This is a genomic window from Rhizocola hellebori, from assembly GCF_016862955.1.
GTDB classification, from domain to species: Bacteria; Actinomycetota; Actinomycetes; order Mycobacteriales; family Micromonosporaceae; genus Rhizocola; species Rhizocola hellebori.
The window spans coordinates 14,594-28,565 of the sequence record NZ_BONY01000112.1 but is presented as its reverse complement, the minus strand read 5'-3'; the positions used below and the strand labels follow the sequence as shown (position 1 = coordinate 28,565).

The window sequence follows — 13,972 nt, the reverse complement described above, 5'->3', positions numbered from 1 at the left end:
CGCCAGAGTTACAGATAGACCTGGCGCTGATAAACGCCGTGGGCGCTGCTGACCCGGTCGAGGAAAAGCAGCCCGTTGCAGTGGTCGATCTCGTGCTGCAAGGCCCGTGCTTCGAACGCGTCGGTGGTGATGGTCAGCCGTTCACCCGTTCCGGGGACATCGCCGATGACGACGACGCGGCTGGCTCGCTTCACGTCTCCGGTGAGGTCGGGTACTGACAGGCACCCCTCCCGTCCGGATTTCCATCGGCTGGCCTCGGCCAGCTCGGCGTTGGCGAGCACGATCAGGCCGTGCACGGTGACCGCCTTGGGGTGGCCGGTCACGTCCGCGACGAAGAGCTGGGCGCTGACCCCGACCTGCGGCGCGGCCAGCCCGACGCATCCGGGTGCGGCGCGCATGATCGCCACCATGGCCTCGGCCAGCTCCGTCACACCGGGATCGAGCGGGTCGACTTTCTTCGAGACCCGGCTGAGCACCGGATCGGGGGCATGCACCACCTTCACAGCAGGTCCGCCTCGATCGGGCGCAGCGATACCTCTACCTCCAGCGCGGCCGCAAGCTCGGCCAGGCGCACGTTGACCGGGTCCATGGCGGCAACCGGAAGATCCACCTCGGCTAGCAGGACATAGAGCGATCCGGTTAGCCGGGTCGACAGGTCGGTGATGTTCCCGCCGGCGTCGGCGATCGCTCGTGTCACCGCGGCGACGATCCCCAGCCGATCCGCGCCGTGGACGCTGAGCAGGAACGACACTTCGGTGGCGGGCGTGCGCCGGTCCTGGCCGACCTCGCGAACGGTGACGATCAGATCGTCCAGGCCGTCCAATGCCGACTCCACCTGGGCGGCATCGGCCGAGGTGGTGCAGATGAGCGTCATCGCGAAATGACCGCGCAGCCGGGTCATCGTCGAGTCGGTCAGGTTCGCACCGAGCGCGGAAAGCGCCCCGGCGACGTCAGCGACGATGCCGGGCCGATCCGGCCCGATGACGGTGACAGCGAGCTCCATGTCCACATTGTCGCAGCCGCGAACCCGGCCACACCCTAGACCTCGGCCCCTCCCTTGGCGACTGCGCAAGGCGAGCCGCCCGCCGGGTGAGGGGCTAGGAGGCGCAGGCGTCTTTGCTCGCGGCGAGCGCGACTGGCTGGCCGATCGTGGGCAGGCCGAGCATGACCCCTTTGGTGCGGGTGACCTGACCGGCTTCGTGGGCGTCGCCGGCCCGGGTAAGGCGGTGGGCCAACAGCGGGCCGTCGGCGTTGAGGTGGTGCGGCGCGGCGTAGGTGACCGTGGTGTGGACGATGTCACCCGGCCGGATCCCTTGCGCCCCTTCGAAGTGCACCAGGCGGCCATCGCGGGCGCGGCCGGACAGGCGGCCCGTCGCGCCGTCCTTGCGGCCCTCGCCGACCGCGACCAGCACCTCGACCTCTTGACCGACGAGCTTCTTGTTCTCCGCCCAGGTGACTTCCTCCACGAGCGCCATCAGTCGCTCGTAGCGCTCCTGGACCACCTGCTTGGGGAGCTGGCCTTCCATCGTCGCGGCGGGCGTGCCCGGGCGCTTGGAGTATTGGAAGGTGAACGCGCTGGCGAAGCGGGCTTCCCTTACCACATGAAGGGTCTGTTGAAAGTCTTCTTCGGTCTCGCCAGGGAAGCCGACGATGATGTCGGTGGTGATCGCCGCATCGGGCATCGCCCGGCGAACATTGTCGATGATCGACAGGTAGCGGTCGGCGCGGTAAGAGCGGCGCATGGCCTTGAGCACCGTGTCCGATCCGGACTGCAGCGGCATGTGCAGCGAGTGGCACACGTTCTCGGTCTCGGCCATCGCGTCGATCACGTCGTCGGTGAAAGCCGCCGGATGCGGGCTGGTGAACCGGACCCTTTCCAGCCCCCGCTCCCGCAAAGATCCACATGCCCGGAGCAGCTTGCCGAAGGCCAGCCGATCGCCGAACTCGACCCCGTAGGTGTTGACGTTCTGCCCGAGCAGGGTGACTTCGAGCACACCCTCGGCCACCAGCGCCTCCACCTCGGCGAGCACCTCGCCGGGACGGCGGTCCTTCTCCTTGCCGCGCAGGCTGGGCACGATGCAGAAGGTGCAGGTGTTGTTACAGCCGACTGAGATCGACACCCATCCGGCGTAGGTCGACTCGCGCCGGGCCGGCAGGGTCGACGGGAAGATCTCCAGCGACTCGAGCAGCTCGACCTGGGCTTCTTCGTTGTGCCGCGCCCGCTCTAGCAGCACCGGCAGCGAACCGATGTTGTGTGTGCCGAAGACCACATCCACCCAGGGCGCCTTCTTGACGATGTCGCCTTGATCTTTCTGGGCCAGGCAGCCGCCAACCGCGATCTGCATGCCTGGATGCTTGTCCTTGACCGGGCGCAGATGCCCCAGGTTGCCATATAGGCGGTTATCAGCGTTTTCCCGGACCGCGCAGGTATTGAAGACCACGACGTCCGCGGTGTCCGCTTCGGCCGCCTTCACATAACCGGCGGCATCAAGCAGCCCAGCTATCCGCTCGGAATCGTGAACGTTCATCTGGCAGCCATAGGTTCGCACTTGATAGGTGCGCGGGGCTGCGGAATTCTCAGTCGTCATGGCAACGCAAGGCTACCTCTGGCAACAGAGCGACCATAAAGGGTTATCGGCCCGTGACCTTTCTGGGTTCCCCAGTCGATAGGACCCAATCTAGAGTGACGACGCATCAGCACCCCTTTTGCGAAGGAATCACGCATGCCGGAACCACTCATCGAGTTGAACGCTGTCAACAAGTGGTTCGGCTCGCTGCACGTGCTTCGCGACGTGAATCTCACCGTTGACCGGGGCGAAGTGGTCGTGGTGATCGGCCCCTCCGGCTCGGGGAAGTCGACGCTCTGCCGGGCGATCAACCGCCTCGAGACGATCAACTCTGGCACGATCATTTTCGATGGGAAACCCCTGCCGGAAGAGGGTAAGCAGCTCGCGCGGCTGCGCAGCGAGGTCGGCATGGTCTTCCAATCGTTCAATCTCTTCTCCCACCTGACCATCCTCGAAAACGTCACACTCGGGCCGATCAAGGTGCGGCGGGAGTCGAAGGCGGTGGCGAAGGAACGCGCGATGAAGCTTCTGGACAGGGTGGGCATCGGCAACCAGGCCGACAAACACCCGGGCCAGCTTTCCGGTGGACAGCAGCAGCGGGCCGCAATCGCCCGCGCGCTGGCCATGCAACCCAAAGCCATGCTCTTCGACGAGCCGACCAGCGCGCTCGACCCGGAAATGGTCGGCGAGGTGCTCGACGTCATGACCTCACTCGCCGTCGAAGGCATGACGATGATCGTCGTCACGCATGAGATGGGGTTCGCTCGGCATGCCGCGAAGCGTGTCGTTTTCATGGCGGACGGCGAGCTTGTGGAGCAGGCCCCGCCTGCGGAGTTCTTCGACAACCCGCGCAGTGAGCGTGCCCGAGACTTTTTGTCGAAGGTGTTGCAGCACTGAACTCTTTTCAACCGCGAAAACAGCCGCCAATAAGCAGGCTGCTTAAAAAAGGGATCAGGGAGGAATTGTGCGTTTCAAGCGCATGACCGCGATCGCTGCTGTCGCAGTGGTCGCGTTCGGTACGGCTTCTTGTGCCAAGAAGGATGAGCCAGCGGCCCCGACGAGCAAGTTCGCGGCCGGCACCACAATGGACCGTATTGCCAAGGCCGGCAAGTTCAACGTCGGCACCAAGTGGGACCAGCCGCTGTTCGGGCTCAAGGGCCTGGCGAAGGCTCCGGAAGGCTTCGACGTCGAGATCGTAAAGATCATCGCGGCTGAGCTCGGCATCAAGGACGACAAGGTTCACTACGAGGAGACGGTCTCCAAGGTCCGCGAGGACTTCATCTCCTCCGGCCGCGTCGACATGATCGTCGCGACCTACACGATCAACGACGCCCGCAAGGAAAAGATCAGCTTCGCGGGTCCGTACTACGAGGCCGGCCAGGACATCCTGGTGGCCAAGGACGACACGACGATCACCGGCCCGGAGATCTTCAAGACCGACGCCACCAAGAAGGTCTGCTCGGTCACCGGCTCCACCCCGGCCAAGAAGATCGCTGAGTACGCCACGGCCCCCGGCCAGGTCGTGCTCTTCGACGTCTACACCAAGTGCCTGGACGCCCTGAAGAACAAGCAGGTCGCCGCGGTCACCACGGACAACGTCATCCTCATGGGTTACGTGTCCAAGGAGCCGGACAAGTTCAAGGTGCTCGGCAAGCCGTTCACGAAGGAGCCGTACGGCATCGGCGTGAAGAAGGACGACAAGGTCTTCCGCGACTGGATCAACGACATCATCGAGAAGGCGTTCGCGGACGGCCGCTACAAGGCCGCCTGGGACAAGACCGTTGGTGCCATTGCCCCGATGCCGAAAGAGATAAAGGTCAACCGCTACTGATTTCGTAACAAGCTTCGCTGGAGGGTCTGCACAGAATGTCCATTCTGATCGACAACTTTGATCTGTTTGCGAACGGGCTTCTGGGCACCATTCGGCTTTGCCTTCTCGCCGCGGTGGGCTCGCTCCTTTTGGGCGGGCTCATCGCGGCGTTCCGTGTCTCGCCGCTGCCTCCGCTAAGGGCGCTGGGCACCGGTTATGTCACCGTCTTTCGCAACATGCCGCTGACCGTGGTGATGTTCCTTTCCGCTTTCGGGTTGCCGCCGCTGGGCGTCAACGAGGCGAGCTTCCTCAACGTCCCCGGCCTCAACTTCTTGATCCCGCAGCTGGGCAACAACGCGTTCTTCCGCTTCGCGCTGATCGCGATCGTGCTGTACACCTCCGCCTTCGTCTGCGAGGCGCTGCGCGCGGGCATCAACGCCGTCCCCACCGGACAGGCCGAGGCCGCCCGATCGCTGGGGCTGACCTTCACCCAGAACCTGCGCAACGTGGTGCTGCCGCAAGCGTGGAAGTTCGCGGTGGTGCCGATCGGCAGCGTGATCATCGCCATGATCAAGAATTCCGCCATCGCCGGCTCCTTCGGAGTCGCCGGCGACCTGATGTACACCTCCGATGTGCTGGTGTCCCAGGAAGGGCTCCCGCTGCTTCCGGTTTTCCTTGGGCTCTCAGGGGGATATCTCTTGCTGACCATCCCCTTAGGACTTTTTCTCGATGCGGTTGAGCGCAGGCGGGCGGCCACGATCCGATGAGCAACAACGTTCTCTACGACGCTCCCGGACCCCGCACCCGGCGCAACACGCTGATCGCCAGCCTCCTGGCCGGCGTTTTGATCATCGTGGGCCTCTACTTCTTCGTCTTCCGCCCCTTGCAGGACCACGGGCAGCTGAGCATGCAGCTGTGGGGCCCCATCATCGATCCGGGCAACGAATATTTCTCGCCGTTGTGGGACCGCATGCGCGATGGATGGACAGCCACCTTCAAGGCCGCCATCCTCGCCCTTCTCGCTTCTTTTATCGTGGGTACGGGGTTAGCCATGCTCCGGGCCCAGCTGCGCGCCAACAAGGGGCGCCGATACGACGACCGGCCCCGCCTGCTCTCCGCCGCCAGCTACTACGGCTCGATGGGCGCGAGCGGCATCAGCCGGGTATGGGTGGAGTTCTTCCGCGGGCTGCCCGTGGTGGTGACCCTGTTCCTGGTCGGCAAGATCGCTGACAACTACCTCCAGTGGGACCCGCTGTGGACGGTGATCGTCGGCCTGACCCTGTACAACGGCGTCGTGATCGGAGAGATCCTGCGCTCGGGCATGGCCGGTCTGCCCACCGGGCAACGCGAAGCCGCCTCGGCCGTGGGGCTGTCCGCCGGGCAGAGCATCCGCCTGGTCCAGCTGCCTCAAGCCTTCCGCATCATGCTGCCGGCGCTGATCAGCCAGGCGGTCGTGATCTTCAAGGACACCTCGCTCGGCGGTCTTATCGTCGGTTACGAGGAGGCGCTGCGGGTGGGACGCGGCATCGTCGAGGTCCTCAACAACTCGCTTCCCATGTACCTGACCGTCGGGATCATGTACATGGCGGTCTGCTACGCGCTGTCCAAGCTGGCCGAATACTTCCAGCGCCGGACACGGCGCAGCGGCCTGGTCGCCGTCGCGCCGGCCGCCGCGGTTTCCGCGCTGGAGCTGAGCATCGAGGCGTCCGGTGAGCCGATCAAGGAAGCCGACATTCCGGCTCAGGCCCGCGCGCCGCGCTAGCGGGCGATCTCAGTGGCGCGTGACTCGCGCACCACGGTGACACGGATCTGACCCGGATAGGTCAGCTCCTCCTCGATCTGCTTGGCCACATCGCGGGCGAGCACCGCCGCCCCGATCTCGTCGACGTCCTCAGGCCGCACCATGACCCGGACTTCCCGTCCGGCCTGCATGGCGAAGACCTTCTCCACACCCGCCTTCGAGCCGGCGATCTCCTCGATGCGCTCAAGCCGCTTGACGTAGGCCTCGAGCGACTCGCGCCGGGCGCCCGGACGGCCGCCGGAGCAGGCGTCGGAGGCCTGGGTGAGGACCGCCTCGATGGTCTGCGGCTGTACCTCGTTGTGGTGGGCCTCGATCGCGTGCACCACCTCTTCGCTCTCGCCGTAGCGGCGGGCCAGGTCGGCTCCGATGATCGCGTGTGAGCCCTCGACCTCGTGGGTCAGCGCCTTGCCGATGTCGTGCAGGAAGGCCGACCGTTTGATCAACGCTGGGTCGAGCTTGAGCTCCGAGGCCATGATCCCCGCTACGTGCGCGGTCTCGACGAGGTGCTTGAGCACGTTCTGCCCGTACGAGGTGCGGTAGCGCAGCCGGCCGAGCAGGCTCACCAGCTCGTCGTGGATGTCGGTGATGCCCACCTCCACCAGCGCGTCCTCGGCGGCCCGCAGGCACATCCGCTCGACTTCGAGGCGCGCCAGCTCGTGCACTTCCTCTATCCGGTGTGGATGGATCCGTCCATCAAGGACGAGCTTCTCCAGCGTCAGCCGGCCGATCTCACGCCGGACCGGATCGAAACAGGACAGCAGCACCGCCTCGGGCGTGTCATCGATGATCAGGTTGACCCCGGTCACGGTCTCGAAGGCGCGGATGTTGCGGCCTTCGCGCCCGATGATGCGGCCCTTCATCTCGTCACTGGGCAGGTGCAGCACGCTGACCACGCTTTCCGCGGTCTGCTCGCTGGCCACCCGCTGGATCGCGTCGACCACGATGTGGCGCGCTCGCTGTTCACCGTTGATCCGGGCGTCGGCCTCGATGTCGCGTACCAGCAACGCCGCTTCGCGTTTGGCCTGCATCTCGATCGTCTCGACCAGCTCCGCCTTGGCCTGCTCGGCGGTCAACCCGGCGACCCTTTCCAGCTCGCGACGCCGCTGCTCGTGGGCCTCTTCCAGCTCGAGCTTGCGGATCTGCAGCGCCATCTCGGCCTTGGCCAGCTCGGCGTCGGATGCGGTGATCCTGCGGTCGCGTTCGGCCAGCCGCTCGGCCTCTTCCGCGTTGAGCCTTTCGCGTTCGGCGAGCCTTTCCGCCTCGTCGGAGTGCAGCCGTTCCCGCTCGTCCAGCCGCTGCAGCCTGCGCTCCGCTTCGGCCGCCTGCTCTTTGGCGGTCGCGGTGAGCATCGCGATCTCGCGTTCGCCCGTGCGCTTGGCGGTGGAGCGCAGCTGCTCAGCATCTTCCTCCGCGGTTCGGTGGGCGCGCTGCAGCACCGAGTCGGCTTCGGAGTGGGCGTTGTCGAGCACCCGCTGTGCCTCTGAGCGCGCCGTGGCCACCTCCGCTTTGGCCGCGGCACTCTCCGCACGCACCGCGACCGCTTCGGCCTGGGCCTGGGCCACCTGACGGCGTTCGTGTTCTAACGCGCTCTGCGCCTGGGAGACCGACGACTGCAGCTCGACCAAGGTTTGGCGCTGACGCTCCCGCTCGGCCGCCACCTCGGGATCATCAACAATGACGCTCAAGGGCGCCCCGGTGGGCCCGGTCGGGCCGTTGAGACGCCGCAGCAACCGCAGGCCGACCAGCATCATTGTCGCCACCATCAGTCCCAGCAGGATGATGGCGACGAGCATGACGCTTTCGAACGGGTTCATGGCATGCCCGCCGGACACAGCCCAGCGAGGGCCCCTGATTCCGTCACGACTGCTGCTCCCCTGTCATGCACGGCATGACCGTGCCCGCCCTGCGGCGCGAAAGTGGACGCGCGCCCTTTTCCGGCTCGTCCGACCATCGCCGCCTCCTGAACCATCACGACACCGGCGAACGCCGGGGCGAAAGGTCCACACCTAACCAGGGACAGCAGGCCAGAGCACCTGCCTAGGGGCGCGGCCGGTGCTCTCACCAGGAAAAATGTTGCCGTACTGTTACGCGTTCTATGTTGTGCGCTATAGCTGTTGCTGGTTGGTGTTACCTCTTCACTGCGAGGCTAGGCGGCCGAGGGTGGTCCGGTCAAGAACTCATGATCGGACACCAAGCCGGACATTCACCTATTCTTCGTAAACGTCCGGATCTATCAGGTCTGCCAGCTCTGCGTCCCTGGTGGCCATTGCTTCCTTGACCGCCCGGACCGCCACGCCACCCGAGTATCCCTTACGCGCCAGCATCCCCAACAGCCTGCGGAAAACCGCCTCCGGCTCGCCTCTAGTGCTTCTCAATTTGCGGGTCGCGAGCTCCAGCGCGGTCTCCGCCTCGGTCTCCGCGTCCAGCTCGGACAGAGCCTCCTGCGCGACCTCCTGCTCCACGCCGCGCTGCCGCAGCTCCTGAGCCAGCGCTCGGCCGGCCAGACCCTTGCTGTGATGGCGGCTGGTGACCCAGGCACGGGCAAAAGCGGCATCGTCGATCATTCCGACCTCGCCGTAGCGATCGAGCACCGCGTTGGCGACCTCCTGCTCCACGCCACCCTTCCTGAGCGCAGAGGCCAGCTCGGAACGGGTGCGGGGCCGGGTCGAAAGCTGCCTCAGGCAGATCTCCCGTGCCAATTCATATGGGTCCTTCGGCTCGGGCGTGTCGCCGCCCGCCTGGTCACGCCCGCTACGCCGGGTGCCCCACCGCCCGCGACCTCCCTTGCCCCGTCCCTCATCACCGGACTGCCCGCCATCACCGACTTGCCCGTCGCCAGCCTGCCCGTCGCCAGCCTGCCCATCACCGGACTGCCCGCGGCCGAACTGCCCGCGGCCGCCGACCCGCCGGCCGCCACCACGCGTGCCAGACCCGGCCGAAGCGGCCGGCGGCGTAGCGCTCCAAGGCAGCGAGGTGCGGCGACCAGAAGGCTCGGCCGGGTCTGTCGGCGTGGCGGAATCTGCTGATGCGGTGCTCCGGGGCAGCGAGGTGCGGCGCCCGGAGGGCTCGGCGTCGGGCGGTGTGTCGGGAGTGGACCGCGCCTCGCCGCGCCGCCGGTTGGCGGCGCGGCGTGGGTCTGGCGGCTTCGCGTCCCAGCCCCTTCCGGTGCGGGCCATCTGTGACTGGCCGGCCCGTTAGAAGTCGACCGGAGGAAGCGCGGGGCCACCCGCGGCATCCGAGGTGGACACGCCCACACCCAGCTTCTCGAGGATCTTCTTCTCGATCTCGGCGGCCACGTCTGGGTTCTCCTTGAGGAACTCGCGCGCCTTCTCCTTGCCCTGGCCGAGCTGGTCGCCCTCGTAGGTGTACCAGGCACCGGCCTTGCGGATGATGCTCTGCTCCACGCCGACGTCGATCAGCGAGCCTTCGCGCGAGATGCCCTTGCCGTACATGATGTCGAACTCGGCCTGCTTGAACGGGCTGGCCAGCTTGTTCTTCACCACCTTGACCCGGGTGCGGTTACCGACGATGTCGGTGCCGTCCTTGAGGCTCTCGATGCGGCGGATGTCCAGACGCACCGAGGCGTAGAACTTCAGCGCCTTACCACCGGTGGTGGTCTCGGGGCTGCCGAACATCACGCCGATCTTCTCGCGCAGCTGGTTGATGAAGATCGCGGTGGTGTTGGAGTTGTTGAGCGCGCCGGTGATCTTCCGCAGGGCCTGGCTCATCAACCGGGCCTGCAGACCGACATGGCTGTCACCCATCTCGCCCTCGATCTCGGCGCGGGGCACCAGCGCCGCGACGGAGTCGATGACGATGAGGTCGAGCGCACCCGAGCGCACCAGCATGTCGGTGATTTCGAGGGCCTGCTCACCGGTGTCTGGCTGCGACACCAGCAGCGCGTCGGTGTCAACGCCAAGGTTTTTCGCGTAGTCGGGGTCGAGCGCGTGCTCGGCGTCGATGATCGCGGCGATGCCGCCGTTGCGCTGAGCGCTGGCAATAGCGTGCAGGGCAAGGCTTGTCTTACCGGAGGACTCCGGGCCGTAGATCTCGACGATGCGGCCGCGGGGCAGCCCACCGATGCCCAGCGCCACGTCGAGGGCGATGGAGCCGGTGGGGATCACCGCCATCTGCACCACAGGGCGCTCGCCCAGGCGCATGACCGAGCCCTTGCCGAACTGCTTGTCGATCTGTGCAAGTGCGAGGTCTAGTGCCTTGCCCTTGTCGGGAACAGTTGCCATCCTCGTCGCCACCTCTTCACGTGGTGTCTTAACCGGAGCCCTCTTCGTCACGCAATCACGTTAGATGCCGGGTCTGACAGAACGCGCTGAGCCTAGCCGAACACGTGTACGAGCCTCAACGCGCCACGCCCTATTTGAGTCGCGAGGGAATTCTGTCGTCGTATTGGGCGCAGACCGCGCGCCAGATGATCTGCACGTCTATGCCGTCGGCGAGCGCGGCGGTGACCGTGCGCCCGCCGAGCTCGGTCAGGGCCTGGTCTTTTGCCACGCTCCGCGCATAGGCCGGGCCGAACGCCTGGCCCATCCGATCCCAGAAGTCGGTCTGCCGCATCCGGCCAGTGTGCCACGCGATCGTTATCATCCCCGGATGCCCTTGATCGTTCGCCAGGCGGAGGACTCCGATCTTCCCGGCGTGGGTGAGGTTGACGCCGCGTCGCGCCTGCACGCCTACACCGGATTGCTGGAAGCGGCCGAGCTGGCCGGCGTGACGCCGCAGGCGCAGGTGCAGGTGTGGCGCGAAAGAGCTACCCGGGAGAGGGACACCCATGTGATGCTCGTGGCCGATCAGGGCGGCCGAGTTGTCGGCTACAGCTACGTGGGGCCTGACGACGACCCACGAGTCAGTGGTCTCTACGCCCTCTTCGTTCACCCTGACGCCTTCGGGACCGGTGCGGCACAACGTCTTTTAGACGAATCGTGCTCAGTGGCGCCACGACGGCACACGCCGGGTGACCAGTCGCGGCGCCGTTGCCCTGCGCTACCTCTATGACTGAGGCACCGGGACCGGCCGCAGCGCGACCGCGATAAGCGGAATCGTGGCGATGGCCGCGATTATGGTCAGCGACTGGTACCCGAAAAAGCCGACCACAAGCCCGGAAACCAACCCGGCACTCGCCCCGGTCAAGCCGGTAGCCAGATCCGAAAGGCCCTGCGCGCGGGCCTTCACCTCCAGCGGTACCGATTCGGTGAAAAGGGTGGAACCGGCCACCATCGTGCACGACCAGCCCAGCCCCAGCAGGATCAGCCCGATGGTCAGCTGGGGCGTGTGGTGCCCGGAGGTGCCCGCGATCACGCAGGCGGTCACCAGCAACCCGACCCCGGTGAGGATGACCGGCTTACGCCCGAGACGGTCGGTGAGCCAGCCGACGACCGGGGAAAGCCCGTACATCCCGGCGATGTGGGCGCTGATGACGAAGCCGACGATGCGCAGCGTGTCCGCGTCGGAGTGGGTCTGGCCGATGTAGAGCGGGGTCATCGACATGACCGCCACCATCACCAGATGGCCGATGGAGGTGGCCGTGATGCCGATCCGGGCTCCGGGCGAAACGAGAACCGCCTCCCAGGCCCGGCGCATGCTCACCTTTTCCCGCGTCGGCGTCTTCCCGCCCGCGAGCAAGAGCGGATCTGGGCGCAGGAAGAGCAAAATCAGCAAGGCGCCCACGAAGAACGCGACCGCGGCGAAGGCGAAGGGCGCCGCCAGCGTGGGCACGCCCTGGATCGAGTCGCCAAGCGGCGCAGCGAGGTTGGGCCCGATGACGGCGCCGATGGTGGTCGCCCAGACCACCATCGACAGGTGGCGGCCCCTCACCTCGTCGGTGGCCAGATCGACCGCGGCGTAGCGGGCGGCCAGCTTTCCGGCGTTGCCCGAGCCGAAAAGGAAGAACCCGAGGAATAGCAGCGGCACCGAGCCGAGGACCGCAGCGGTGAGCACGGCCGCGGCACCGGCGGCGCCGACCAGGTAACACAGGGCCAGACCGGGTCGCCGGCCCGACTTCTGCATCAGGGCCGAGGCGGGGATCGCCATCAGCGCACCGCCGATGACCGCACCGCTTTGAGCCACGCCGGACAGCGCCGTGCCGGCCATGTCATTGGTGAGCAGAGCCCCTACCGAGATGCCCAGGGCCACCCCGAGGCCCGTAATGATCTCCACCAGCATGAGCAAACGCACAGTGCGCGCTTGAACCACAGAGTGATCAGATTCGCGCAGAGGGGTCACGGGTGTCGAACCTACAGGTGTGACGCTAGGCTGGCCCAGCAAACGTGAACCCTTTATCACCCCCGGAGGGACGTCTTGACCACCACACCGACTGCTGATACAGCAGTTACGCGCGTCATGACCGCCGAGGAGCGTGAACAGTTCGAGCGCGACGGATTCGTGATCATCCGCAATGTGCTGACTCCCGACGAGGTGGCGCACTACGCTGCGGCGGTCGACCGGGTCTACGCGGAGCACGAAGCTGTTGGCAAGCTCGGGCCGGATCGCTCACTGCACAAGCTGAGTGCGGTCGCCAGCTGTCCTGAGCTGGCCGGACTGGTCGATCACCCGAACGCTTTCCCACTGGTCTGGTCCATGCTCGGCTGGAACGTGCATGTCTACCACTCGCACCTCGACGTACACCCGCCGATCCGCGAGCCCAAGCCCTTCCGTTTCGAGTGGCACCAGGACGGTGGCCGCCAGAACAGGGAGCTGGAGACCAACCCGCGCCCCCGGATCTCGGTGAAGCTGGCCTTCTGGCTCTCCGACGTCTCCGAAACCGGGCGCGGCAACTTCAAGGTGGTCAAGGGTTCCCACTTGACCAACCGCATCGATGGCCCGCCGCGGCGCGACATCGAGTGGCCCGACCCGGAAGGGGCGATGGAGGTCTGCGCCAACGCTGGTGACGCGGTCTTCTTCGACCGCCGGATCTGGCACGCGCGCTCCAACAACTACTCGGAGCTGACCCGCAAGGTGGTCTTCTTCGGCTACACCTACCGCTGGGTGGCCATCCGTGACCACATGGTGCCCGCCGAGGCGCGCGGTCAGCTGACCCCGGTGCAGAAGCAGCTCTGCGGCGCGCTCGACGAGGGCCGGGTCAACGACGAGATCGAGGGTGGTGACCACGCCTGGGGCCACTTCCACGAGGAGGTGCCGCTCTACCGCGACCTTCGCGACCGTGGCCTGCTCGACCCCTCCTACCCGCCGCTGATTCCATAATTCTGGCGCGTGCGAAGCAACGCGCGGCAGGTCGCCCCTGAGAGGCAGCGATTCTCAACTGACCGAAACCGGCGTCTCCGTATGGGGCGCCGGTTTCGCGTTGCGTAGCCGGATGCCGCTGAAGCCGAGGTCGCTTTCGATGACCCGATGCCACCAGGGCCAGATGTTCTGCACGAGCCGCAGCTCTATCCCCGCTTCCTCGTGCAGGCGCAGCAGGCTGCCAACCGGCTGCGGCGCTTCGAGCGGCTCCACCGGCTCGGTCGCCACCATCGCGTGCATGGCCTCGCCGATCGGCTCGAAGGGCTCGGCGGGAAGCCGGTAGGCGTAAAGCTCGATCTGTTGCATCGCTTCCAGCCACCCGTACTCGATGACGTGCACCCGGTCGGCGCCAGGGCTGAGCAAGGACCGGTCGGTGGTGCCCTCGGTCACCCAGGCCATCGCGCGCGGACATTGTCTGGGAAACCAATAGTCCTGTGCGCGATCGAAGCCGACCGCCCACACGTACTGCTCCTGCGGCACGAACCGCGTGATCGTCGGGTCTTCGGAAAAGTGAAGAACTTCGCCAGGCGAGGGTCGCAT

Annotated in this window: 15 protein-coding genes; 6 read left to right on the top strand and 9 right to left on the bottom strand. The window is 66.3% G+C overall.

Features of this window, described 5'->3' with window-relative positions:
• Positions 1-8: 8 nt before the first annotated feature.
• The 3 genes from def to miaB form a co-directional block, all read right to left on the bottom strand.
• Positions 9-533: a peptide deformylase gene (def, locus tag Rhe02_RS44910; RefSeq protein WP_203914677.1), complete on the bottom strand. Its 525-nt coding sequence runs from the start codon at positions 531-533 to the stop codon at positions 9-11.
• Entirely contained in the window at positions 500-1,003 is a 504-nt protein-coding gene (locus Rhe02_RS44905) for a glycine cleavage system transcriptional repressor (protein WP_203914673.1), read from the bottom strand. Before Rhe02_RS44905 ends, def begins: the two co-directional genes overlap by 34 nt.
• 94 nt (positions 1,004-1,097) lie before the next feature.
• Positions 1,098-2,588 (bottom strand): tRNA (N6-isopentenyl adenosine(37)-C2)-methylthiotransferase MiaB, encoded by a 1,491-nt coding sequence (gene miaB / locus Rhe02_RS44900; RefSeq protein ID WP_203914672.1) that lies wholly within the window; start codon positions 2,586-2,588, stop codon positions 1,098-1,100.
• A gap of 135 nt (positions 2,589-2,723) precedes the next feature.
• Between miaB and Rhe02_RS44895 the strand changes: the two genes are divergently transcribed.
• The 4 genes from Rhe02_RS44895 to Rhe02_RS44880 all read left to right on the top strand — a co-directional run bounded on the left by Rhe02_RS44895 (position 2,724) and on the right by Rhe02_RS44880 (position 6,139).
• Positions 2,724-3,464, top strand: a complete 741-nt coding sequence (locus tag Rhe02_RS44895) for an amino acid ABC transporter ATP-binding protein (protein WP_203914671.1) — start codon at positions 2,724-2,726, stop codon at positions 3,462-3,464.
• Positions 3,465-3,531: 67 nt separating this feature from the next.
• On the top strand, positions 3,532-4,398 hold the full coding sequence (locus Rhe02_RS44890) for a glutamate ABC transporter substrate-binding protein (RefSeq protein WP_203914670.1): 867 nt from the start codon (positions 3,532-3,534) through the stop codon (positions 4,396-4,398).
• A 35-nt stretch (positions 4,399-4,433) separates the two neighbouring features.
• Entirely contained in the window at positions 4,434-5,144 is a 711-nt protein-coding gene (locus Rhe02_RS44885; RefSeq protein ID WP_203914669.1) for an amino acid ABC transporter permease, read from the top strand.
• Positions 5,141-6,139, top strand: a complete 999-nt coding sequence (locus tag Rhe02_RS44880) for an amino acid ABC transporter permease (protein WP_203914668.1) — start codon at positions 5,141-5,143, stop codon at positions 6,137-6,139. Before Rhe02_RS44885 ends, Rhe02_RS44880 begins: the two co-directional genes overlap by 4 nt.
• Here the strand turns inward: Rhe02_RS44880 and rny are convergent.
• From rny to Rhe02_RS44860, 4 genes are all read right to left on the bottom strand, one after another.
• Positions 6,136-7,992 carry a ribonuclease Y gene (rny, locus tag Rhe02_RS44875; RefSeq protein ID WP_203914667.1) on the bottom strand — a complete coding sequence of 619 codons (1,857 nt, stop codon included), beginning with the start codon at positions 7,990-7,992 and terminating at the stop codon, positions 6,136-6,138. The two genes, Rhe02_RS44880 and rny, sit on opposite strands and share 4 nt — an antisense overlap.
• A gap of 393 nt (positions 7,993-8,385) precedes the next feature.
• Positions 8,386-8,877, bottom strand: a complete 492-nt coding sequence (locus tag Rhe02_RS50315; protein ID WP_239124465.1) for a regulatory protein RecX — start codon at positions 8,875-8,877, stop codon at positions 8,386-8,388.
• Positions 8,878-9,372: 495 nt separating this feature from the next.
• Entirely contained in the window at positions 9,373-10,419 is a 1,047-nt protein-coding gene (recA, locus tag Rhe02_RS44865) for a recombinase RecA (protein WP_203914665.1), read from the bottom strand.
• Positions 10,420-10,549: 130 nt separating this feature from the next.
• Entirely contained in the window at positions 10,550-10,750 is a 201-nt protein-coding gene (locus tag Rhe02_RS44860) for a DUF3046 domain-containing protein (RefSeq protein WP_203914664.1), read from the bottom strand.
• Positions 10,751-10,786: 36 nt separating this feature from the next.
• Here Rhe02_RS44860 and Rhe02_RS44855 point away from each other — a divergent pair, with 36 nt between their 5' ends.
• Positions 10,787-11,188, top strand: coding sequence for a GNAT family N-acetyltransferase (locus tag Rhe02_RS44855; protein ID WP_203914663.1), 402 nt, complete (start codon positions 10,787-10,789; stop codon positions 11,186-11,188).
• On the opposite strand, the gene Rhe02_RS44850 is transcribed toward Rhe02_RS44855, so the two are convergent.
• Positions 11,183-12,355, bottom strand: coding sequence for an MFS transporter (locus tag Rhe02_RS44850; RefSeq protein WP_203914676.1), 1,173 nt, complete (start codon positions 12,353-12,355; stop codon positions 11,183-11,185). The two genes, Rhe02_RS44855 and Rhe02_RS44850, sit on opposite strands and share 6 nt — an antisense overlap.
• A 177-nt stretch (positions 12,356-12,532) precedes the next feature.
• Here Rhe02_RS44850 and Rhe02_RS44845 point away from each other — a divergent pair, with 177 nt between their 5' ends.
• Complete coding sequence (locus tag Rhe02_RS44845; RefSeq protein WP_239124464.1) at positions 12,533-13,393, top strand: phytanoyl-CoA dioxygenase family protein; 861 nt, start codon at positions 12,533-12,535, stop codon at positions 13,391-13,393.
• Between the two features lie 54 nt (positions 13,394-13,447).
• On the opposite strand, the gene Rhe02_RS44840 is transcribed toward Rhe02_RS44845, so the two are convergent.
• Entirely contained in the window at positions 13,448-13,972 is a 525-nt protein-coding gene (locus Rhe02_RS44840; RefSeq protein ID WP_203914661.1) for a DUF6886 family protein, read from the bottom strand.